This window comes from Pseudomonas sp. (assembly GCF_035277045.1).
GTDB lineage: Bacteria > Pseudomonadota > Gammaproteobacteria > Pseudomonadales > Pseudomonadaceae > Aquipseudomonas.
Genome location: NZ_DATELE010000124.1, coordinates 40,143 through 60,531, shown reverse-complemented (window position 1 = coordinate 60,531; position 20,389 = coordinate 40,143). Strand labels below are relative to the sequence as shown.

At 63.5% G+C, this 20,389-nt stretch carries 20 protein-coding genes; 16 read left to right on the top strand and 4 right to left on the bottom strand.

Going from position 1 to position 20,389, the window contains the following annotated elements:
• The 4 genes from VJS90_RS05785 to VJS90_RS05770 all read left to right on the top strand — a co-directional run.
• Positions 1–394 (top strand): carbohydrate ABC transporter permease (locus VJS90_RS05785; protein WP_324119935.1); only part of this gene is annotated, 394 nt, incomplete at its 5' end.
• Positions 395–398: 4 nt separating this feature from the next.
• The gene (locus tag VJS90_RS05780) at positions 399–1,553 is read left to right on the top strand and encodes a sn-glycerol-3-phosphate ABC transporter ATP-binding protein UgpC (RefSeq protein WP_324119933.1); all 1,155 of its coding nucleotides are present in this window, start codon (positions 399–401) and stop codon (positions 1,551–1,553) included.
• 51 nt (positions 1,554–1,604) lie between these two features.
• Complete coding sequence (locus VJS90_RS05775) at positions 1,605–2,942, top strand: carbohydrate porin (RefSeq protein ID WP_324119931.1); 1,338 nt, start codon at positions 1,605–1,607, stop codon at positions 2,940–2,942.
• 159 nt (positions 2,943–3,101) lie between these two features.
• Entirely contained in the window at positions 3,102–3,956 is an 855-nt protein-coding gene (locus VJS90_RS05770) for a D-hexose-6-phosphate mutarotase (protein WP_324119929.1), read from the top strand.
• On the opposite strand, the gene hexR is transcribed toward VJS90_RS05770, so the two are convergent.
• Positions 3,949–4,809, bottom strand: a complete 861-nt coding sequence (hexR, locus tag VJS90_RS05765) for a DNA-binding transcriptional regulator HexR (RefSeq protein WP_324119939.1) — start codon at positions 4,807–4,809, stop codon at positions 3,949–3,951. The genes VJS90_RS05770 and hexR overlap by 8 nt on opposite strands.
• Before the next feature lie 213 nt (positions 4,810–5,022).
• Here hexR and zwf point away from each other — a divergent pair, with 213 nt between their 5' ends.
• Genes zwf through VJS90_RS05750 form a run of 3 tightly spaced genes read left to right on the top strand, consistent with a single transcriptional unit; the run spans position 5,023 to position 7,884 of the window.
• Complete coding sequence (gene zwf, locus VJS90_RS05760) at positions 5,023–6,492, top strand: glucose-6-phosphate dehydrogenase (RefSeq protein WP_324119927.1); 1,470 nt, start codon at positions 5,023–5,025, stop codon at positions 6,490–6,492.
• Positions 6,479–7,192 carry a 6-phosphogluconolactonase gene (gene pgl, locus VJS90_RS05755; RefSeq protein ID WP_324119925.1) on the top strand — a complete coding sequence of 238 codons (714 nt, stop codon included), beginning with the start codon at positions 6,479–6,481 and terminating at the stop codon, positions 7,190–7,192. The genes zwf and pgl overlap by 14 nt, the downstream gene beginning before the upstream one ends.
• A gap of 17 nt (positions 7,193–7,209) precedes the next feature.
• The gene (locus VJS90_RS05750; protein ID WP_324119923.1) at positions 7,210–7,884 is read left to right on the top strand and encodes a bifunctional 4-hydroxy-2-oxoglutarate aldolase/2-dehydro-3-deoxy-phosphogluconate aldolase; all 675 of its coding nucleotides are present in this window, start codon (positions 7,210–7,212) and stop codon (positions 7,882–7,884) included.
• 124 nt (positions 7,885–8,008) lie between these two features.
• On the opposite strand, the gene leuA is transcribed toward VJS90_RS05750, so the two are convergent.
• From leuA to xseA, 3 genes are all read right to left on the bottom strand, one after another.
• Positions 8,009–9,682 carry a 2-isopropylmalate synthase gene (leuA, locus tag VJS90_RS05745; RefSeq protein ID WP_324119921.1) on the bottom strand — a complete coding sequence of 558 codons (1,674 nt, stop codon included), beginning with the start codon at positions 9,680–9,682 and terminating at the stop codon, positions 8,009–8,011.
• A gap of 358 nt (positions 9,683–10,040) precedes the next feature.
• Entirely contained in the window at positions 10,041–10,868 is an 828-nt protein-coding gene (locus VJS90_RS05740) for a peptidoglycan DD-metalloendopeptidase family protein (protein WP_324119919.1), read from the bottom strand.
• A gap of 3 nt (positions 10,869–10,871) precedes the next feature.
• Positions 10,872–12,251 (bottom strand): exodeoxyribonuclease VII large subunit, encoded by a 1,380-nt coding sequence (xseA, locus tag VJS90_RS05735; RefSeq protein ID WP_324119917.1) that lies wholly within the window; start codon positions 12,249–12,251, stop codon positions 10,872–10,874.
• A 139-nt stretch (positions 12,252–12,390) separates the two neighbouring features.
• Between xseA and VJS90_RS05730 the strand changes: the two genes are divergently transcribed.
• The 9 genes from VJS90_RS05730 (at position 12,391) to tadA (ending at position 20,295) form a co-directional block, all read left to right on the top strand.
• On the top strand, positions 12,391–12,948 hold the full coding sequence (locus VJS90_RS05730) for a sugar ABC transporter ATPase (RefSeq protein ID WP_324119915.1): 558 nt from the start codon (positions 12,391–12,393) through the stop codon (positions 12,946–12,948).
• Between the two features lie 96 nt (positions 12,949–13,044).
• Positions 13,045–14,514: an IMP dehydrogenase gene (guaB, locus tag VJS90_RS05725; protein ID WP_324119913.1), complete on the top strand. Its 1,470-nt coding sequence runs from the start codon at positions 13,045–13,047 to the stop codon at positions 14,512–14,514.
• 78 nt (positions 14,515–14,592) lie between these two features.
• On the top strand, positions 14,593–16,170 hold the full coding sequence (gene guaA / locus VJS90_RS05720; RefSeq protein ID WP_324119911.1) for a glutamine-hydrolyzing GMP synthase: 1,578 nt from the start codon (positions 14,593–14,595) through the stop codon (positions 16,168–16,170).
• A gap of 209 nt (positions 16,171–16,379) precedes the next feature.
• A complete protein-coding gene (locus tag VJS90_RS05715) occupies positions 16,380–16,634 on the top strand; it encodes a FitA-like ribbon-helix-helix domain-containing protein (RefSeq protein WP_324119909.1) in 255 nt (84 codons plus the stop codon).
• A complete protein-coding gene (locus VJS90_RS05710; protein ID WP_324119907.1) occupies positions 16,631–17,050 on the top strand; it encodes a type II toxin-antitoxin system VapC family toxin in 420 nt (139 codons plus the stop codon). The genes VJS90_RS05715 and VJS90_RS05710 overlap by 4 nt, the downstream gene beginning before the upstream one ends.
• 469 nt (positions 17,051–17,519) lie before the next feature.
• Entirely contained in the window at positions 17,520–17,753 is a 234-nt protein-coding gene (locus tag VJS90_RS05705) for a hypothetical protein (protein WP_324119905.1), read from the top strand.
• Between the two features lie 109 nt (positions 17,754–17,862).
• Positions 17,863–18,141 (top strand): DUF3077 domain-containing protein, encoded by a 279-nt coding sequence (locus VJS90_RS05700; RefSeq protein WP_324119903.1) that lies wholly within the window; start codon positions 17,863–17,865, stop codon positions 18,139–18,141.
• A 292-nt stretch (positions 18,142–18,433) separates the two neighbouring features.
• Entirely contained in the window at positions 18,434–19,816 is a 1,383-nt protein-coding gene (locus VJS90_RS05695; protein ID WP_324119901.1) for a multicopper oxidase family protein, read from the top strand.
• Positions 19,816–20,295 (top strand): tRNA adenosine(34) deaminase TadA, encoded by a 480-nt coding sequence (gene tadA / locus VJS90_RS05690; protein ID WP_324119898.1) that lies wholly within the window; start codon positions 19,816–19,818, stop codon positions 20,293–20,295. The genes VJS90_RS05695 and tadA overlap by 1 nt, the downstream gene beginning before the upstream one ends.
• Positions 20,296–20,389: the final 94 nt, after the last annotated feature.

The following is a 20,389-nucleotide window of genomic DNA, read 5'->3' as shown; positions in this document are numbered from 1 at the left end:
CTACGGCATCGCGTTCACCACGCTGTTCTTTCGCAACTACTACTGCAGCGTGCCCCAGGCACTGGTGCAGGCGGCGCGGCTCGATGGGGCGGGGTTCTTCACCATCTTCGGCAGGATACTGCTGCCGATGTCGGTGCCGATCATCATGGTCTGCCTGATCTGGCAGTTCACCCAGATCTGGAACGACTTTCTCTTCGGCGTGGTGTTCGCCAGCGGCGATGGCCAACCCATCACCGTGGCGCTGAACAACCTGGTCAACACCAGCACCGGGGTCAAGGAATACAACGTCGACATGGCGGCGGCGATGATCGCGGGGCTACCGACCCTGGTGCTGTACATCGTGGCCGGCAAATATTTCCTGCGCGGGCTCACCGCCGGCGCGGTCAAGGGGTAGGCACATGGCTCGTCTTCAACTACGCAACGTCAACAAGACCTACGGCAGCGGGCTGCCGGACACCCTCAAGGCCATCGACCTGGCCATCGACTCCGGGGAGTTCCTGATCCTGGTCGGCCCCTCGGGCTGCGGCAAGTCGACCCTGATGAACTGCATCGCCGGCCTTGAGCAGATCAGTGGTGGCGAGATCCTGGTGGACGATGCCGACATCAGCGGCATGAGCCCGAAGGACCGCGACATCGCCATGGTCTTCCAGTCTTATGCGCTGTATCCGACCATGAGCGTGCGCGACAACATCGCCTTCGGCCTGAAGATCCGCAAGATGCCCCAGGCGGCCATTGACGAGGAGGTGTCGCGGGTGGCCAGGCTGCTGCAGATCGAGCACCTGCTGGGCCGCAAGCCCGGCCAGCTGTCCGGTGGCCAGCAGCAGCGCGTCGCCATGGGCCGGGCGTTGGCACGGCGGCCGAAGATCTACCTGTTCGACGAGCCGCTGTCGAACCTGGACGCCAAGCTGCGCGTGGAGATGCGCACCGAGATCAAGCTCATGCACCAGCGCCTGAAGACCACCACGGTCTACGTGACCCACGACCAGATCGAGGCCATGACCCTGGGCGACAAGGTGGCGGTGATGAAAGACGGTGTGATCCAGCAGTTCGGCACCCCCCAGGAAATCTACAACGACCCGGCTAACCTGTTTGTCGCAAGCTTCATCGGCTCGCCGCCCATGAACTTCATACCCGCGCGCCTGACCCGCCAGGACGGTCGCCTGCTGGCACTGCTCGACAGCGGCCAGGCACGCTGCGAGCTGCCGCTAGGAGTCGGCGCGGCGGGAATGGAATCGCGCGAGGTGATCCTCGGCATCCGTCCCGAGCAGATCGCACTGGCGGCGGGGGAGAGCAACAGCCCGCCCTGCCTGCGCGCCGAAGTGCAGGTCACCGAGCCCACCGGGCCTGACCTGCTGGTGTTCGTCACCCTCAACCAGACCAAGGTGTGTTGCCGTCTGGCGCCGGATATCAGCTGCCGGATCGGCGATAACCTGACACTGCAGTTCGACCCGGCAAAGGTCCTGCTGTTTGACGCGGCCAGCGGCGAGCGCCTCGATGCGCCTGGCAGCGCACACGATGCCACAGGCAAGGTGGCGCAGTTCAAGGGCCGCTGAACCGGTCCGGATTCACCACACCCACAACAATAATAAAGCGAGGAAGCAAAGATGACGTATCGCAAATGCCTGGGGTCGCTGACCCTGCTGGCGGCTCTGGGCGTTACCGGGGAAGCGCAGGCTGCCGAGGCCTTTTCGGCCGATTCGAAATGGATGAGCGGCGACTGGGGCGGTACCCGTACCGAGCTGCTCGACAAGGGCTACGACTTCACCCTGGACTATGTCGGCGAGGTGGCCAGCAACCTCAACGGCGGCTACAACGATGACCAGACGGCGCGCTACAGCGACCAGTTCGCCTTGGGCATGCACCTGGACCTGCAGAAGATCCTCGGCTGGCAGGACGCCGAGTTCAAATTGGCCATCACCGAGCGCAGCGGACGCAACCTGTCCAATGACCGCATCGGTGATCCGCGGGCCGGCCACCTGAGCTCGGTGCAGGAAGTCTGGGGCCGCGGCCAGACCTGGCGCCTCACGCAGATGTGGGTCAAGCAGAAGTACTTCGACGGCGCGCTGGATGTGAAATTCGGCCGCTACGGTCCGGGCGAGGAGTTCAACACCTTCCCCTGCGACTTCCAGAACCTGGCGTTCTGCGGGTCACAGGTCGGCAACTGGGTGGGCGGCATCTGGTACAACTGGCCCGTCAGCCAGTGGGCGCTGCGCGTGCGCTACAACCTGACCCCGGACTTCTTCGTCCAGGCCGGTGCCTTCGAGCAGAACCCCTCGAACCTTGAGACGGGCAACGGCTTCAAGCTCAGCGGCAGCGGCACCAAGGGCGCGATCCTGCCGGTGGAAATGGTCTGGTCACCCAAACCGGGCGGCCTGCCAGGCACCTATCGCCTGGGTTACTACTACAGCACGGCCAAGGCCGACGATGTGTTCGACGATGTCGACGGTCAGCCCCAGGGTGTCACCGGCAATGCCTTCAAGTCGCACTCCAGCAAGCATGGCTGGTGGGTGGTGGCGCAGCAGCAGGTCACCGCGCACAACGGTGATGCCAGCCGCGGCCTGAGCCTGTTCGCCAACTTCACCGTGCACGACAAGGCCACCAACGTGGTCGACAACTACCAGCAGGTCGGCATGGTCTATACCGGCGCTTTCGACGGTCGGCCCAAAGATGACATCGGCTTCGGCATCGCCCGTATCCACCTCAACGACGATGTGAAGAAGCGTGCCGAACTGCTCAACGCCCAGAGCGGCATCAGCGATTACGACAACCCGGGCTTCGCGCCATTGCAACGCACCGAGTACAACGCCGAGCTGTACTACGGCTTCCATGTCACCAACTGGCTGACCGTGCGGCCCAACCTGCAATACATCAAACGCCCGGGCGGGGTAGACCAGGTAGATAATGCCTTGGTCGCAGGCTTGAAGATTCAGTCGTCGTTCTGAGACTTTATGTTGTAAATTTACGCCATCCCCATGCGACGCATCACCCTGTGGGAACCGGCTTGCCAGCGACGAGGCCGCTAAAGAGTCCATCGGTACGATGGAAAGGCCTATTCCCGGCTCCCACAGGTATCGCACCACCCCAATAACAAGAGTCACCCAATGCCCGAACATCCGCTCCACCGCTTCTTCACCCCGCAACGGCCCAGGCCGACCTTCGAGTGGGAGCGTTACCAGCAGCGCGATGTGCTGATCATCGACCATCCCCGTTGCCAGGCCGCCTTCAGCCGCCAAGGCGCGCAGTTGCTGCACTTCCAGCCCAAGGGCGAGCGCCCCTGGCTGTGGTGCGCCGAGCAGTGGCCGCAGGTCGGCGCGATCCGCGGCGGCGTGCCGGTGTGCTGGCCTTGGTATGGCCGTCATCCCAGCGAAGACCTCTGGCCTGCCCATGGCTGGGCGCGCTTGCTCGATTGGAAGCTGCTCGACAGCAACGAGGACGAGGAGGGCGTGACCCTCGCGTGGCGCCTGCAACTGTGCGACTGGCAGGTCGACCTGCACGCACGCCTGGGCCAGCGCATGGAACTGCGCCTGAGCACCGAGCATCAGGACAGCCAGCCCTGCCAGCTGAGCCATGCGCTGCTGGCCTACTGGCGTATCAGCAACGTCGCCGAGATAGCGCTGTCTGGCCTTGAAAACGTTGAGGGATATGACCGGCTGAGTCGCCAGGCCTGCCGCCAGAACGAGGCCTTGAAGGTCAAGGGCGGCTGCCAGCGCGTCTACCCCGGCACCGCCGAAGTGCAACTGCACGACCCCGCCTGGCAGCGCCAGCTGTGCATCGACACCGGTAACAGCGATGACACCGTGGTCTGGCACCCTGGCAAGCGTCCGTTACTCGGCGTGAGTGGCCGCGAGACCCAGGGCTTTGTCTGCGTCGAGGCCGCCAGCGGCTGCGATGACGGCCTGAGCCTGGCCCCGGGAGAGCGGGCGCACCTGCACCTGCAGGCGCATCGCCTCAGTTGAGGTCGTCTTCGATCGGGTAGCGGCTGGCGTTGAGGCTTTCCTTGATCTTGCGCAGGTGTGGCTGGAAATCCACCCCCCGGCGCAGGGTCATGCCGGTGGCCAGCACGTCGAGCACCGTCAGCTGGATGATCCGCGAGGTCATCGGCATGTAGATGTCGGTGTCCTCGGGCAGCGGGATGTGCAGGCTCAGGCTGCAGGCCATGGCCAGAGGCGAGCCGGCGGCGGTGAGCCCCAGCACCGAGGCGCCGCTCTCGCGGGCCAGGCGGGCGACCTCGACCAGTTCGCGGGTGCGGCCGGTGTAGGAAATGATCACGAACAGGTCGCCGGTATGCGCCACCGAGGCCAGCATGCGTTGCATCAGCACGTCGGCGTGAGCCGACACGGCCAGGTTGAAGCGGAAAAACTTGTGCTGCGCGTCCAGCGCCACGGGTGCCGATGCGCCCAGGCCGAAGAAGTGGATCTGCCGGGCCTGGATCAGCATGTCGACGGCGCGGCTGACCTGTTGCGGGTCGAGTTGCTGGCAGGCGCTGTCGAGCGAGGCGATGGCGCTGCCGAAGATTTTCTGGGTGTAGGAGGCCGGGTCATCGTCGGCTTCCACCGCGCGGCTCACATACGCGGCGCCACTGGCCAGGCTTTGCGCCAGTTGCAGCTTGAGTTCGGGGTAACCGCTGACGCCGAACGAGCGGCAGAAGCGGTTGACGGTCGGCTCGCTGACCTTGGCGGCCTGCGCCAGCGCGGCAATGCTGAAACGGGTGGCTTGTTGCGGGTTGAGCAGGATGACTTCGGCGACTTTGCGTTCGGCCTTGTTCAACTCTTCGAGGCGTCCCTGGATCTGTTCCAGGAGGTTTCGCACGCGGTCCATGGTGTGTCCTTGAGTCGGGAAGACAGCCGACTACCATTGGCAGCGGGCTTTTTTGCACGATGGCCTATCGTACTGATGGCCCCCGTGGTACACCACACGAATATGGCGCCTGTCGGATATGTTGTATTTCTTACTACATTATTCCTTGAAAACGCCGATTGAAACCGGTATTTCTAGTCCCACTTTAATAAAAGAACCAACATCATGGCTGTGATCAGCGTTGAACCTTGCACGTTTGCCCTCTTTGGCGCCCTCGGCGACCTGGCCCTGCGCAAGCTGTTTCCTGCTCTCTACCAGCTCGACCGCGCTGGCCTGTTGCACGCCGACACGCGGCTGCTGGCGCTTGGCCGCGAGGCGGGCAGCGCCGAGGCGCACCTCGCGTCGATCCAGGCTCACCTGCGCCAGCACGTGCCGCTCGCCGATGTGGACGACCTGGCGCTGGAGCGTTTCCTTGGCCGCCTGAGTTACCTGCATGTGGACTTCCTTGAAGTCGAGGGCTACCAGGCCCTGGCCGAACAGGCGGCGGGCGAATTGCCGCTCATTGCCTATTTCGCCACGGCCGCGGCGGTGTATGGCGCGATCTGCGAGAACCTCGACAAGGTCGGCCTGGCAGCGCGTACTCGCGTGGTGCTGGAAAAGCCCATCGGCCACGATCTGGAATCGTCGCGCCGGGTCAACGACGCCGTGGCGCAATTCTTCCCGGAAAACCGCGTCTACCGTATCGACCACTACCTGGGCAAGGAGACGGTGCAGAACCTCATCGCGCTGCGCTTCGCCAACAGCCTGTTCGAAACCCAGTGGAACCAGAACTCCATCTCCCACGTGGAAATCACCGTGGCCGAGAAGGTCGGCATCGAGGGCCGTTGGGGCTATTTCGACAAGGCCGGGCAGCTGCGCGACATGATCCAGAACCACCTGCTGCAGCTGCTCTGCCTGATCGCCATGGACCCGCCGGCCGATCTCTCGGCCGACAGCATCCGCGACGAGAAGGTCAAGGTGCTCAAGGCGCTGGCGCCGATCACCGGCGAAGGCCTGAGCACACGCGTGGTGCGTGGGCAGTACATTGCCGGCTACAGCGAAGGGCGGTCCGTGCCGGGCTACCTCGAAGAAGACAACGCCAACGCGCAGAGCGACACCGAGACCTTCGTCGCCCTGCGCGCCGACATCCGCAACTGGCGCTGGGCGGGCGTGCCGTTCTACCTGCGCACTGGCAAGCGCATGCCACAGAAGCTGTCGCAGATCGTCATCCACTTCAAGGAGACGCCGCACTACATCTTCGCCCCCGAGCAGCGCTTGCAGATCGGCAACAAGCTGGTCATCCGCCTGCAACCGGACGAAGGCATCTCCTTACGCGTGATGACCAAGGAACAAGGGCTGGACAAGGGCATGCAGCTACGCAGCGGGCCCTTGCAGCTGAACTTCTCCGACACCTGGCGCAGCGCGCGGATTCCGGATGCCTACGAGCGCTTGCTGCTCGAAGTGATGCGCGGCAACCAGAACCTGTTCGTGCGCAAGGACGAAATCGAATATGCATGGAAATGGTGCGACCAGCTGATCGCCGGCTGGAAGAATGCCGGCGATGCTCCCAAGCCCTACGCGGCTGGATCCTGGGGGCCGATGAGCTCGATTGCACTGATCACCCGAGATGGGAGGGCGTGGTATGGCGATATCTGAACTGCAATTACCGAACACCGTGACGGTGCATGAACTGGCCGATCCGGCAACGCTTGCCAGCGAGCAGGCCAGGGACGTCGCGCAACGCGTGCGCCAGGCGATTGCGGCCAAGGGCCAGGCGACCGTCGTGTTGTCCGGCGGGCGCAGCCCGGTGCCGTTTCTCGAGGCGCTCTCGCAAGAAACCCTGGACTGGTCGAAGGTCGTGGTGTCGCTGGCGGATGAGCGTTGGGTGCCGACCGAGCATGCCGACAGCAATGCCGGCCTGCTCAAGCGTCACCTGCTGACGGGTGAGGCGGCGAAAGCCCGCTTCCTGGGCCTGTACCGTGCCAGCGCGACCCTCGAAGCCGCCGCCGAGGACGCGGATCACGCCTTGGCCGAACTGCCGCCGATCGATGTGCTGGTACTGGGCATGGGCGATGACGGCCACACCGCGTCGCTGTTCCCCAACAGCCCCAACATCGATGCGGGACTCGCGCCGGGCGTAAGCCGACGCTGCCTGCCGATGCTTGCTCCCAGCGTGCCGCACCAGCGCCTGAGCATGACCCGCTCGCTGCTGGCCAGCGCTGCGTTCACGCTGTTGTCCGTGCAGGGCCCCGGCAAGCTCGAAACCCTGCGCGCCGCGCTGGCGGGCGACGACCTGGCCGAGATGCCGATCCGCGCCTTCCTCCAAGACCCCCTCGACCTCTACTGGTGCCCATGAGCCAAGGATCCGCAGTCATGACCACGCTTGAACGCCCATCACCGCTGCTCAACATGGCTGAGAAAGCCGCCCGGATCGATGCGATCTGCGGCCAGGCGCGCATCCTGCCGGTGATCACCATTGCCCGCGAGCAGGACATCCTGCCGCTGGCCGACGCCCTTGCCGCTGGCGGCATCCGCACGCTCGAAGTGACCCTGCGTTCCGAACACGGCCTCAAGGCCATCGAAGTGCTGCGCGAGCAGCGCCCAGAGCTGTGCATCGGAGCCGGCACCGTGCTTGACCGGCGCATGTTCGCCGCCGTCGAAGCGGCTGGCGCGCAGTTCGTGGTGACGCCTGGCATTACCCAGGACCTCCTCGAGGCGGGTGTCGAAAGTGACATCCCGCTGCTGCCCGGCATCAGCACGCCCTCCGAGATCATGATGGGCTACGCCCTCGGCTATCGCCGCTTCAAGCTGTTCCCCGCGGAAATCAGCGGCGGCGTCGCGGCCATCAAAGCCTTCGGCGGCCCGTTTGGCGATATTCGTTTCTGCCCCACCGGCGGCGTCAATCCCGGCAACGCGCGCGACTACATGGCCTTGGCCAATGTGATGTGCGTAGGCGGAACCTGGATGCTCGACAGTAGCTGGGTGAAGAACCAGGACTGGGCCCGAATCCAGGAATGCAGCGCGCAGGCGATGGCGTTGCTGGACTGACTGGAATTTCGTTGTGTGCTTGTTGGGCGCCTGGTCGGCGCCCTTTTTTATGGGATGCGCTCTGCGCAGGGCGTAAAAAAACCCGCATCCTGGGATGCGGGTTTTTCACGTCTGAATCAGCGGATCACGCCGCTTTGGCTTCCTGCTGGCTCAGCGAGCGGTTCAACGCGCTGAACAGCGCCTTGAAGCTTGCAGTGGTGATGTTTTCATCAATCCCCACGCCGTGCACCGGACGGCCACCCGCCACGCGAAGCTCGATGTACGCCGCGGCCTTGGCGTTGGTGCCCGCACCGATGGCGTGCTCGTTGTAGTCCATGATCTCCACGGCCACGGGCACGCCGGCTACCAGGGCTTCGAGGGCGCCATTGCCCTTGCCGCGCCAGTGCAGGGTGGTCTCACCTTCGCTGGCGACTTCCACTTCAACGGCGCTGTGGCCATTTTCTTCCTGCAGGCGATGGCTGACCAGCGCATAAGGCGTGTTGGCCTGCAGGTATTCGCGGTGCAGCAGGCTGTAGATCTGCTGGGCGGTCATCTCAAGGCCCAGGCGGTCGGTTTCACCCTGCACCACCTGGCTGAACTCGATCTGCATGCGGCGCGGCAGGCTGATGCCGTATTCCTGTTCGAGCAGGTAGGTGATGCCGCCCTTGCCCGACTGGCTGTTGACGCGGATCACCGCCTCGTAGCTGCGGCCGATGTCGGCCGGGTCGATCGGCAGGTAAGGCACTTCCCACAGCGTGTCTTCCTTCTGCTGGGTGAAGCCCTTGCGGATGGCGTCCTGGTGCGAGCCGGAGAACGCGGTGTGAACCAGGTCGCCCACGTAGGGATGACGCGGGTGTACCGGCAACTGGTTGCACTCCTCGACCACCTTGCGTACGCCGTCGATGTCGGAGAAGTCCAGCTGCGGGTCGATGCCCTGGGTGTACAGGTTCAAGGCCAGGGTCACCAGGTCGACGTTGCCGGTGCGCTCGCCGTTGCCGAACAGGCATCCCTCGGCGCGGTCGGCGCCAGCCATCAGGCCCAGCTCGGTGGCCGCGACGCCGGTGCCACGGTCGTTGTGGGTGTGCAGGCTGATGATCACGCTGTCACGGCGGCTGACGTTGCGGCAGAACCACTCGATCTGGTCGGCGTAGACGTTCGGGGTGGAGACTTCGACGGTCGCTGGCAGGTTGAGGATGACCTTGTTCTGCGGGGTCGGGTTCCACACCTCGATCACCGAGTCGCAGACTTCCTTGGCGAACTCGAGCTCGGTGGCGCTGAAGGTCTCGGGCGAGTACTGGAAGGTCCACTGGGTGTCCGGCTGCTGCGCGGCGTACTTGACGAACAGCTTGGCGGCATTCACCGCGATGTCCTTCACGCCCTGCTTGTCCTGGTTGAAGACGATGCGGCGGAACGACGGGCAGGTGGCGTTGTACAGGTGAACGATGGCCTTCTTCGCGCCGCGCAGCGACTCGAAGGTACGGGCGATCAGGTCTTCACGGGCCTGGGTCAGCACCTGGATGGTGGTGTCGTCCGGGATATGGCCGTCTTCGATCAGGCTGCGCACGAAGTCGAAGTCGGTCTGCGAGGCCGACGGGAAGGATGCTTCGATTTCCTTGACGCCCACCTGCACCAGGGTCTGCCAGAAGCGCAGCTTCTTCGCCGCGTCCATTGGCTCGATCAGCGACTGGTTGCCATCACGCAGGTCGGAGCTGCACCAGATCGGCGCCTGGGTGATGGTCTTCGACGGCCAGGTGCGGTCGGGCAGGTCGATGGTCGGGAAGGCGCGGTACTTCTTGGAAGGGTCTTTGAGCATGGTCATGGAAGCAATCCTTGAGTGTGCGGCCGTGATCGGGCCTGCCAAACGAAAACGAGATGAAAAGGCGAGGCGACGCGATTCACCCTGGTAGTCGTGCACTGACCAGGCAGAGGCTGCGGTGTTGGCGAAGCAGGATGAGGGTGATTGGGGTCTTCATGCCCTCAACCCTAACCAGTGGGGTGAGGGATGGCAAGGGCTGGAAAAAAATTGAGAGGAATGCTTAAAAATGGGGTTGATACAGGATCGAGTAGCCTGATCTTTATAGAATTTGATGATTTATTGCAGTGGGATCAGGGGTGGCGCTAGGCGTGGTCAAGGTGTTGCACCCTCGCTGGCAAGCCAGCGAAGGGGCGGCCCGGTACTACGGCTGAAACGCCCCGATAAAGATCGCCGGATCCACCCGCGCATCATTCAGGCTGACATTCCAGTGCATGTGCGGCCCCGTCGCCCGTCCGGTCGAACCCACCCGGCCGACGACTTCACCCCGTCGTAATGATTGTCCCGGCTTCACGTCGATCTTCGACATATGGCAGAACATGCTGATAAAGCCCTGCCCATGATCGACGAACACCGTCCTGCCATTGAAGAAGTAGTCACCCACCAGGATCACCTTGCCATTGGCCGGTGTCTTGATCGGCGTTCCCGCCGGCACCGCGAAGTCCAGCCCTGCATGAGGATTACGCTCTTCGCCATTGAAAAACCGGCGCACCCCGAACTTGCTCGACAGTGGCCCGCTGACCGGCTTGTCGAGCATCAGGTTGCTCGGCAGGGCAGGGCTGAAGCTGCGATACGCGGTGATCTGCTCGGCCAGCTCGCGGTCGATGCGCTTGAGGTCGGCCGGATCAGGGTTGACCTGGCGCTTGTTCTTCAAGGTGATGCGCTGTTCAGGGTACTTCTTGCTGCCCACGTTGAAGCTCAGCGTGCGCGTGCCTGCGCTCAGGCTGGCGGTGCCGGGCTTCTGGGTCAGTGGCAGGCCGACGATGGCCAGCCAGGTGTCCTGTTCCTGGACCACCAGCACCGGCTTGCCATCGAAGCGCGCGCCGGGGGCCTGGGCGGAAGGGCCGAGGTCGACCACGGCAACACCGCCGGGTACCGGCTTGTTCAGCTGGCGGGTGATATAGCTGGCGTGCGCGGCGGTGCCGAGCAGCAGCAGGGACAGGGCAAGCAGGGGAGCGAACAGGCGGGGCATGGTTCAGTCCAGTAGGGAAAGTGTGACCGGGGTCTGGTGGTTGTCTTCGACGCGCACTTTCAGCTCGCCTTCGTTCAGGCGGGCGGTGAGGCGCTGGCCGTTCTGCGTCTGCGCGGCGCTGCGAATGGCCTGGCCGCGGTCATCCAGCAGGATGCTGTATCCGCGCGCCAGGGTCGCCAGCGGGCTGACCACCTGCAGGGTCTGCAACTGCGCCTGGAAACGCTGGCGGCGGTCCTTGAGCACATCGCGCATCGCCCGGGGCAGGCGTTCGGCAAGGCTCTCCAGGCGTTGGTTCAATAACTTCAAGGCGCGGCCCGGATGCTGGGCGGCCAAGCGCGTGTCCAGCCGGCCGAGGCGCTCGTGGCGCTGGGCCATGCGCTGCATGAACGCGCGACGCAGGCGCATGTCCAGGTCGTCCAGGCGCTGGGCCTGCTGGCGCAAGCGTTCACCGGGGTGACGCAGGCGCCGGGCCAGGCTGTCCAGGCGCAGGCGGTCGTGGGCCAGGCGGTTCTGCATGCGCAGCAGCAGGCGGCGCTGCAGGCCTTCGAGGCGGTGTTGCAGGCCACTGCTGTCGGGCGCCAGCAGCTCGGCGGCGGCCGATGGCGTCGGGGCGCGCACATCGGCGACAAAATCACTGATCGACACATCGGTCTCGTGGCCCACGGCGCTGACGATGGGCGTCACGCACTCGGCCACGGCGCGGGCCACGGCTTCCTCGTTGAAGCACCACAGGTCTTCCAGCGAGCCGCCGCCACGGGCCAGGATCAGCGCATCGAAGCCGCGCGCATCCGCCAGGCGCAGGGCGCGGACAATTTGCCCGATGGCCTCGCGGCCCTGCACGGCGGTCGGAATCAGAAACAGCTCGACCTGCGGCGCGCGGCGCTGGAACACGCTGATGATGTCGCGGATCACCGCGCCGGTGGGCGAGGTGATGATGCCGATGCGCTGCGGATGCGCCGGCAGCGCGCGCTTGCGTTCGGTGCTGAACAGGCCCTCGGCGCTGAGCTTGTCCTTCAAGGCCTCGAAAGCCAGGCGCAGCGCGCCGTCACCGGCCGGTTCCAGGGTGTCGAGGATCAACTGGTAGTCGCCCCGGCCCTCGAACAGCGAGACCTTGCCGCGCACCCGCACTGCCAGCCCGTCGCGCAAGGCCTGGCGGACCCGCGTGGCGTTCTGCCGGAACAGCGCGCAGCGCACCTGGGCACCGCTGTCCTTCAAGGTGAAGTAGATGTGGCCCGAGGCAGGCCGGGCGAGGTTGGAAATCTCGCCCTCGACCCACACGCTGCGGAACACGTCCTCGAGCAGCACGCGAGCGCGGCCGTTGAGCTGGCTGACGGTGAGGACCTCGCGGTCCAGGCCGAGTCTTTCGAAGGGGTCTTTGATCATGCTGGGCATCATAAAGGCGTTCGTGCGCCTGGTCACCCTGTTGGTGCGTGCCAGCGGCCTGGCGCTGATCGCCCGCTAACGGGGGGCTTGACGCAACAGGTAGAATCAACGCCTACCGCAGTTTTCAGGCCGTTTCTCCATGAGCACCCAGAGCATCATCGTTCCCAAGCATTCCACGGTTATTGCGCACGAAGCCCGCGCCCGGGCGATTCTGCGCTGGCTGGTGCGCGAAAAGGTCATCGAGGAACAGTTGAGCACCTGCGGGCGCACCGGCAACCGCATGGCCTATGCCTTGGCCGAGGGTGCGCGCAAGGTCGCGCTGCACCCCGAGCGGCTGCCGTTTGGCCAGGCTGTCAGTGGCCTGGAGGTGGTCACCGACCGCTGCATCTTCACCCCGCTCGAAGGCTTTCTCGAAGAGGCCGGCTGCCCCGAATGCCGGCGAGAAGTCGGCGAGCCGCTGTTCGAGAGCCTGGAGGAATGGATGCCCGGCCAGACCGACAACTTCACCTGCCCGCTGTGCGGCTTCGAAGATGACATCAACGGCTTTCTGTTCCTGCAGCCGTGCGCGTTTTCCAACCTGGGCTTCATCTTCAACAACTGGGGCGATGCCGGGTTCACGCCTGCCTTCATCGACGCCTTTGCCGACTGGCTCGACCAGCGCGTGGCCGTCGTGCAGGTAAAACTGCCAGGTGCCTGACCGAAGGCCCATATTTGCGGTTCTTATGCATTGAGTGCCGCGCCACGCTTGAGTATAATGGCGCGCTTCCATTTTTCCCGCCCGGGAGCATCCGCGATGCTGCGTATCAGCCAAGAAGCACTGACTTTCGACGATATCCTCCTTGTACCTGGTTATTCAGAGGTACTTCCCAATGAAGTCAGTCTCAAGACCCGTTTGACCCGTGGCATCGAGCTGAACATTCCCCTGGTTTCCGCTGCCATGGATACCGTGACCGAAGCACGCCTGGCCATCGCAATGGCCCAGGAAGGCGGCATCGGCATCATCCACAAGAACATGACCATCGAGCAACAGGCCAGCGAAGTCCGCAAGGTCAAGAAGTTCGAGGCTGGCGTGGTCAAGGACCCGATCACCATCGATGCCGACGCCACCGTGCGCGACCTCTTCGAGCTGACCCGCCTGAACAACATCTCCGGTGTTCCAGTGCTGGAGAACGGCGACCTGGTCGGTATCGTGACCTCGCGTGACGTGCGTTTCGAAACCCGCCTGGACGTCACTGTCCGTGAAGTGATGACCCCCAAAGAGCGTCTGGTCACCGTGCGCGAAGGCGCCGACAAGATCGAAGTCCGCGACCTGCTGCACAAGCACCGCCTGGAAAAAGTCCTGATCGTCGACGGCCAGTTCAACCTCAAGGGCATGATGACCGTCAAGGACATCGAGAAGGCCAAGGCCTACCCGCTGGCCAGCAAGGACGACCAGGGTCGCCTGCGCGTCGGCGCTGCCGTCGGTACCGGCAAGGACACCGGCGAGCGCGTTGCCGCCCTGGTTGCCGCTGGGGTCGACGTGGTGGTGGTTGATACCGCCCACGGTCACTCCAAGGGCGTGATCGACCGCGTTCGCTGGGTCAAGGAAACCTACCCGCAGGTTCAGGTCATCGGCGGCAACATCGCCACCGGCGCCGCGGCCAAGGCCCTGGCCGAAGCGGGCGCTGACGCCGTCAAGGTCGGTATCGGCCCAGGCTCGATCTGCACCACCCGTATCGTCGCCGGTGTCGGCGTGCCGCAGATCAGCGCCATCGCCAACGTCGCCGCCGCTCTCGAAGGCACCGGCGTTCCGCTGATCGCCGACGGTGGCATCCGCTTCTCCGGCGACCTGTCCAAGGCCATCGTCGCTGGCGCCTCGTGCGTGATGATGGGTTCGATGTTCGCCGGTACCGAAGAGGCCCCGGGTGAAGTCGAGCTGTTCCAGGGCCGTTCGTACAAGGCTTACCGCGGCATGGGCTCGCTGGGCGCGATGGCGCAGTCGCAAGGCTCGTCCGACCGCTACTTCCAGGACTCCTCGGCCGGTGCCGAGAAGCTGGTGCCGGAAGGTATCGAAGGCCGCGTCCCGTACAAGGGCGCCCTGGCCGCGATTATCCACCAGCTGATGGGCGGCCTGCGTTCCTCGATGGGTTACACCGGCAGCGCCACCATCGAAGAGATGCGCACCAAGCCGGAGTTCGTGCGCATCACCGGTGCCGGCATGGCCGAGTCCCATGTGCATGATGTGCAGATCACCAAGGAAGCGCCAAACTACCGCGTAGGTTAAGGCTTCCGGCATTACCCAAAGCGGGGCTGTTGATGACAGCCCCGCGTCGTTTCCGATTTCCACTGACGAGATTGAGTCATGGCCCTCGACATTCACGCTCACCGCATCCTGATCCTCGATTTCGGTTCCCAGTACACCCAGCTGATCGCCCGCCGCGTGCGCGAGATCGGTGTGTACTGCGAGCTGCACCCGTTCGACATGGACGATGAAGCGATCCGCGCCTTCAACCCGCGCGGCATCATCCTGGCCGGTGGCCCCGAGTCGGTCCACGAAGCCAACAGCCCGCGCGCGCCACAGGCGGTGTTCGACCTGAACGTACCGGTGCTGGGCATCTGCTACGGCATGCAGACCATGGCCGAGCAGATGGGCGGCAAGGTCTCGGGTTCCGACCTGCGCGAATTCGGCTACGCCCGTGTCGACGTGGTCGGCAAGAGCCGCCTGCTCGACGGCATCGAAGACCACATCGACGATGACGGCGTGTTCGGCCTCGACGTGTGGATGAGCCACGGTGACAAGGTCACCCAGATGCCAGAGAACTTCCACGTACTGGCCAGCACCCCAAGCTGCCCGATCGCCGGCATGTTCGACGACGCGCGCGGCTACTACGGCGTGCAGTTCCACCCGGAAGTGACCCACACCAAGCAGGGCGGCCGCATCCTGTCGCGCTTCATCCTCGACATCTGTGGTTGCGAGGCCCTGTGGACCGCATCCAACATCGTCGAAGACGCCATTGCCCAGGTCCGCGAACAGGTAGGTTCTGCCAACGTCCTGCTCGGCCTGTCCGGCGGCGTCGACTCCTCGGTGGTTGCCGCATTGCTGCACCGCGCCATCGGCGACCAGCTGACCTGCGTCTTCGTCGACAACGGCCTGCTGCGCCTGCACGAAGGTGAGCAAGTCATGGCCATGTTCGCCGAGAACATGGGCGTCAAGGTCATCCGCGCCAACGCCGAAGCGCAGTTCCTGGGCAACCTGGAAGGCGAGTCCGACCCTGAGAAGAAGCGCAAGATCATCGGCCGCACCTTCATCGACGTGTTCGATGCCGAGGCCAGCAAGCTGGACAACATCCAGTTCCTCGCCCAGGGCACCATCTACCCCGACGTGATCGAGTCGGCTGGCGCCAAGAGCGGCAAGGCCCACGTGATCAAGTCGCACCACAACGTCGGCGGCCTGCCTGAGGAAATGAACCTCAAGCTGGTCGAACCGCTGCGCGAGCTGTTCAAAGACGAAGTCCGCAAGATCGGCCTCGAGCTCGGCCTGCCGTACGACATGGTCTACCGTCACCCGTTCCCGGGCCCAGGCCTGGGCGTGCGTATCCTCGGTGAAGTGAAGAAGGAATACGCCGACCTGCTGCGTCGTGCCGACCACATCTTCATCGAAGAGCTGCGCAAGGCCGACTGGTACCACAAGACCAGCCAGGCATTCGTGGTGTTCCAGCCGGTCAAGTCGGTTGGCGTTGTAGGTGATGGCCGCCGCTACGCGTGGGTTGTCGCGCTGCGCGCGGTCGAGACCGTCGACTTCATGACCGCTCGCTGGGCGCACCTGCCGTACGAGCTGCTGGAGACTGTCAGCGGCCGCATCATCAACGAGATCGAGGGTATTTCCCGCGTGACGTACGATGTGTCGAGCAAGCCGCCAGCGACGATTGAGTGGGAGTGATCCCGCGTCCGGCAGCTAGCCGTAGCTGATAAGAAATACCCTGAAGCCCGCGTAATTGCGGGCTTCTTGCATTTCTCGTCTGGCATTTTCTGGCAGGTTTTGGCGGCGCAGGCAGCTCTTTGCGTGGTACAGGTGATGTTCTGCTCTTGCCATGATGACTGCATTGCCTTATTTTTGCTTTCATTGAATGCATTCCGTGAGGTGTGACTATGCCAATCTTGACGGTAAGAAATGTGCCTGATGAAGTGCATCGCGCACTTCGAGTTCGCGCTGCCCAGCATGGCCGCAGTGCGGAAGCTGAGGTGCGGGAAATCCTGGCCAATGCGGTGAAACCTGATCAGCGACTGCGTCTCGGCGATGCTCTGGCAGCACTGGGCAAGGAGGTCGGCCTGACCAATGAAGACTTTGCAGTGCTTGACCAGGTGCGCGACAAAACGCCAGCTGAGCCGATGAGGTTTGAATGATCGTCCTGGACACCAATGTTGTATCCGAGGCGATGAAGCCGACACCAGACCCGAAGGTCCGGGCCTGGTTGAACGAACAAGCAGCAGACACGCTTTACCTCTCCAGCGTGAGCATTGCCGAATTGACGTTCGGGATTGCTGCACTGCCAGCGGGCAAGCGTAAACACATGCTGGACAAGGCTTTCGAAGGTCTTTTGGGGTTGTTCGAAGGGCGAGTGTTGAACTTCGATACAGATGCTGCTCGTTGCTATGCAGGGTTGGCTGTCACTGCAAAAGGCCGTGGGCGAGGATTCCCAACGCCTGATGGTTATATTGCAGCGATTGCAGCATCCCGTGGATTCATTGTGGCCTCACGCGATACTGCTCCTTATGAAGCGGCAGGCGTAACAGTCATAAATCCTTGGGAAAGCAAATAAGACCCCAGCGGCTTGTTGGTACATGCTGTCACAGGTAAAGCACTGTACCCCAGGCCTGCGCCGTACCTGTAGGAGCGGGCTTGCCCGCGATCCCGGGCGAAGCCCGGGGCCATATAAAGGTATTCTCCAGCTCGGTCATTTGCTTTCTAAACCGGGAATAAACGCGAAAGTTTAAGACTATGCCTATATCTTGTAGGACATTTCCGAATTATCCTGCAACGGCCTTTGGGTGCTTGCGGGGGGCTTCTTGCAGGTCTAGTCTCGGTCCGTCGTTGCTCATCAACGACCGGTTTTGACAGACCGTGTCAGAAGATAACCACGTGAGATCCGTGTTATGGCGGCTGTACGTGGGGCACTTCGGTGCGCCGGTCTTCTCTGTTGTCTTCTCCCGGTCTGTCAACCCGCGTACCGCTGCCACCTTCTGTTTGACAGCAGAGTTGTGGCAGCTCATTTCGGAGAAGATACAGCCATGTTGAAGATCGTCCCGGATCCACCCTTTGAAACTGATCCACCCCCCTCCATAGAAGCCTTGCTTCTCCAGACCTCCGAATACCTGGTCTGCGCCCTGACCGTCGCGCAACAGACGGTGCTGCTCAATCCCAAACCTGCCGGGCAGGTGATGGCCTTGGCGGCGATGCATGAGATTGAAAATGCTCGCAGTCTGGTCGAGATGGCGTTGGCTCGGGTGCGGGTTACGCACTGAGTCAGGCAGACCGAGTTGGATTTATCGCGGGACAAGTCGGAGCGCCGAACCGCCGCTCCCACAGGGATAAGTGTGCGCGCCAGGGCGCGTGCGATGGAGATCAGGCAACATGGATATCAATGACTTGAAGACTTCAGGTATCGGCACGTTTGGCGAAGGCGTTGGCGGGAAGATCGCTGACCGCTTGTTCAAGGTGACGCCAGGGCACGATGCGGAATACGCCATGGAGCAAGCGGCAGTGCTCTTGGACTGCGCCTACAAGATGACGCTGGAAGCCGGGGTCGAGGGCAATGGGCGGTTCCTTTGGGAATCGCATTACCTCACCGGCATGGCCAAAGCGTTGGTCGAGGATGTGGCTCACTCGATGAGGGCGGCGGCGGTCCGTTAGACGCCTCGCGCGCCACGAAAACGGTAGCTTTTGTAACGGTTTCTCGCAAAACTACCGTTTTCTTATCGATTTCACGCAGCGTATAACGGTTTCACGCAGCGGAACCCGGAAATTAGTGATTTACCACCGCACAAATCGCGCGCGTCGCTCTCGTCCCCAGCTTCCCTGTCCCAGCCCCCTGCAACAACTCTTCACTTAATCTTTCCCATTCGCAGGTGTATCGTATTCGCCCTTCATCGCCGCAGCCCCCCGCCGGGGCTAGCTGATTTCGCATTACGAGGTACCTGTTCCGATGTCCTTTACCCGTCGACAAATGCTCAAGGGGCTGACCGGCCTGATGGTGGTTGGCCTGGGCGCCGGGGGCGCGGCCCGCTACTGGCTGGGCAAGGTGGAGGACGAGAATGCGGGGCATGACTACGAGCTGATCGCGGCGCCCCTGGACGTCGAGCTGGTGCCGGGCTTCAAGACCGAGGCCTGGGCATTCGGTCCGTCGGCACCAGGCACCGAGCTGCGGGTGCGACAGGGGACCTGGTTGCGGGTACGCTTCATCAATCATCTGCCGGTCGCTACTACTATTCACTGGCACGGCATTCGCCTGCCGCTGGAAATGGACGGCGTGCCGTATGTTTCGCAGTTGCCGGTGTTGCCGGGCGAGTACTTCGACTACAAGTTTCGCGTGCCGGATGCGGGCAGCTACTGGTACCACCCGCATGTGAGCAGCTCGGAAGAGCTGGGCCGGGGCCTGGTGGGGCCGCTGATTGTCGAAGAGCGCGAGCCGACCGGCTTTCGCCACGAGCGCACCTTGAGCCTGAAGAACTGGCATGTGGACGAGCAGGGCGGCTGGCTGCCGTTCAGCATCCCGCGCGAGGCGGCGCGCAACGGTACGGCCGGGCGCTTGATCACCATCAATGGCGATCCCGAATCGGTGACCGAGCTACCGGCGGGGCAAGTGGTGCGGGTTCGGCTGCTCAACCTGGACAACACCTGGACGTACCGCATCAACCTCAGGGGCAACTTCGAGGCGATGGTCTACGCGCTGGACGGCAACCCGATCACGCCGCGGCCGCTGGGCAAGGAATACTGGCTGGGGCCGGGCATGCGTATCTGCCTGGCGATCCGTATTCCGCAGGCGGGCGAGGAAGTGTCATTGCGTGACGGCTTCGTGCGCCTGGGCACGTTGCGCTCGGTGGCCAGCGAGGAGGCGCCGGGCGACTGGCCGCCCGCGCTGCCGCCCAACCCCATCGCCGAGCCGGACCTGGCCAACGCCGAAAAGATCAACTTCAATTTCGAGTGGGTGGGCAAGGTGTCGGTCAACACCGACAACGGCAAGCCGCCGAGCCTGTGGCAAATCAACGGCCAGGCGTGGGACATCACCGACAAGACCTGCGCCGACCGGCCAATCGCGACCCTGAAAAAGGGCAAGAGCTACATCCTCGAACTGAAGAACATGACCCAGTACCAGCACCCGATCCACTTGCATGGCATGAGCTTCAAGGTGATCGCCTCCAACCGGCACAAGATCGTCGAGCCGTGGTTCACCGACACCTACCTGCTGGGCAAGAACGAACGGGCGCAGGTCGCGCTGGTGGCGGATAACCCAGGCACCTGGATGTTCCATTGTCACGTGATCGACCACATGGAAACCGGCCTGATGGCCGCGATCGAGGTGGTGTGATGCGCCCGCAGATCATCGATCGCAGCCGCGATCAGGAATTCATGCGCATGGCGCTGGAGCTGGCGGCCGAAGGGGCGACCCTTGGCGAGGTGCCGGTGGGCGCGGTGCTGGTGCAGCATGGGCAGGTGATCGGGCGGGGCTTCAATTGCCCAATCAGCGGCAGTGATCCTAGCGCCCACGCCGAGATGGTGGCGATCCGCGCGGCGGCGCAGGCGGTGAGCAATTATCGGCTGCCGGGCAGCACGCTGTATGTCACGCTGGAACCCTGCAGCATGTGCGCGGGGTTGATCGTGCACTCGCGGGTGAGCCGCGTGGTGTATGGGGCGCTGGAGCCCAAAGCGGGCGTGGTGCAGAGCCAGGGGCAGTTCTTCGAGCAGGGGTTTCTGAACCATCGGGTGATGTTCGAGGGTGGGGTGCTGGCGGAGGAGTGCGGGCGGATCCTGAGCGAATTTTTCAAGGCCAGACGGGCCAAGGTGTAGCTTACAGGGCCGCTTCGCGCCCCATCGCGGCACAAGGCCGCTCCCACAGGGAATGGGCAGCTCCCAAAGTGAATGGGCAGCTGCCACAGGATAC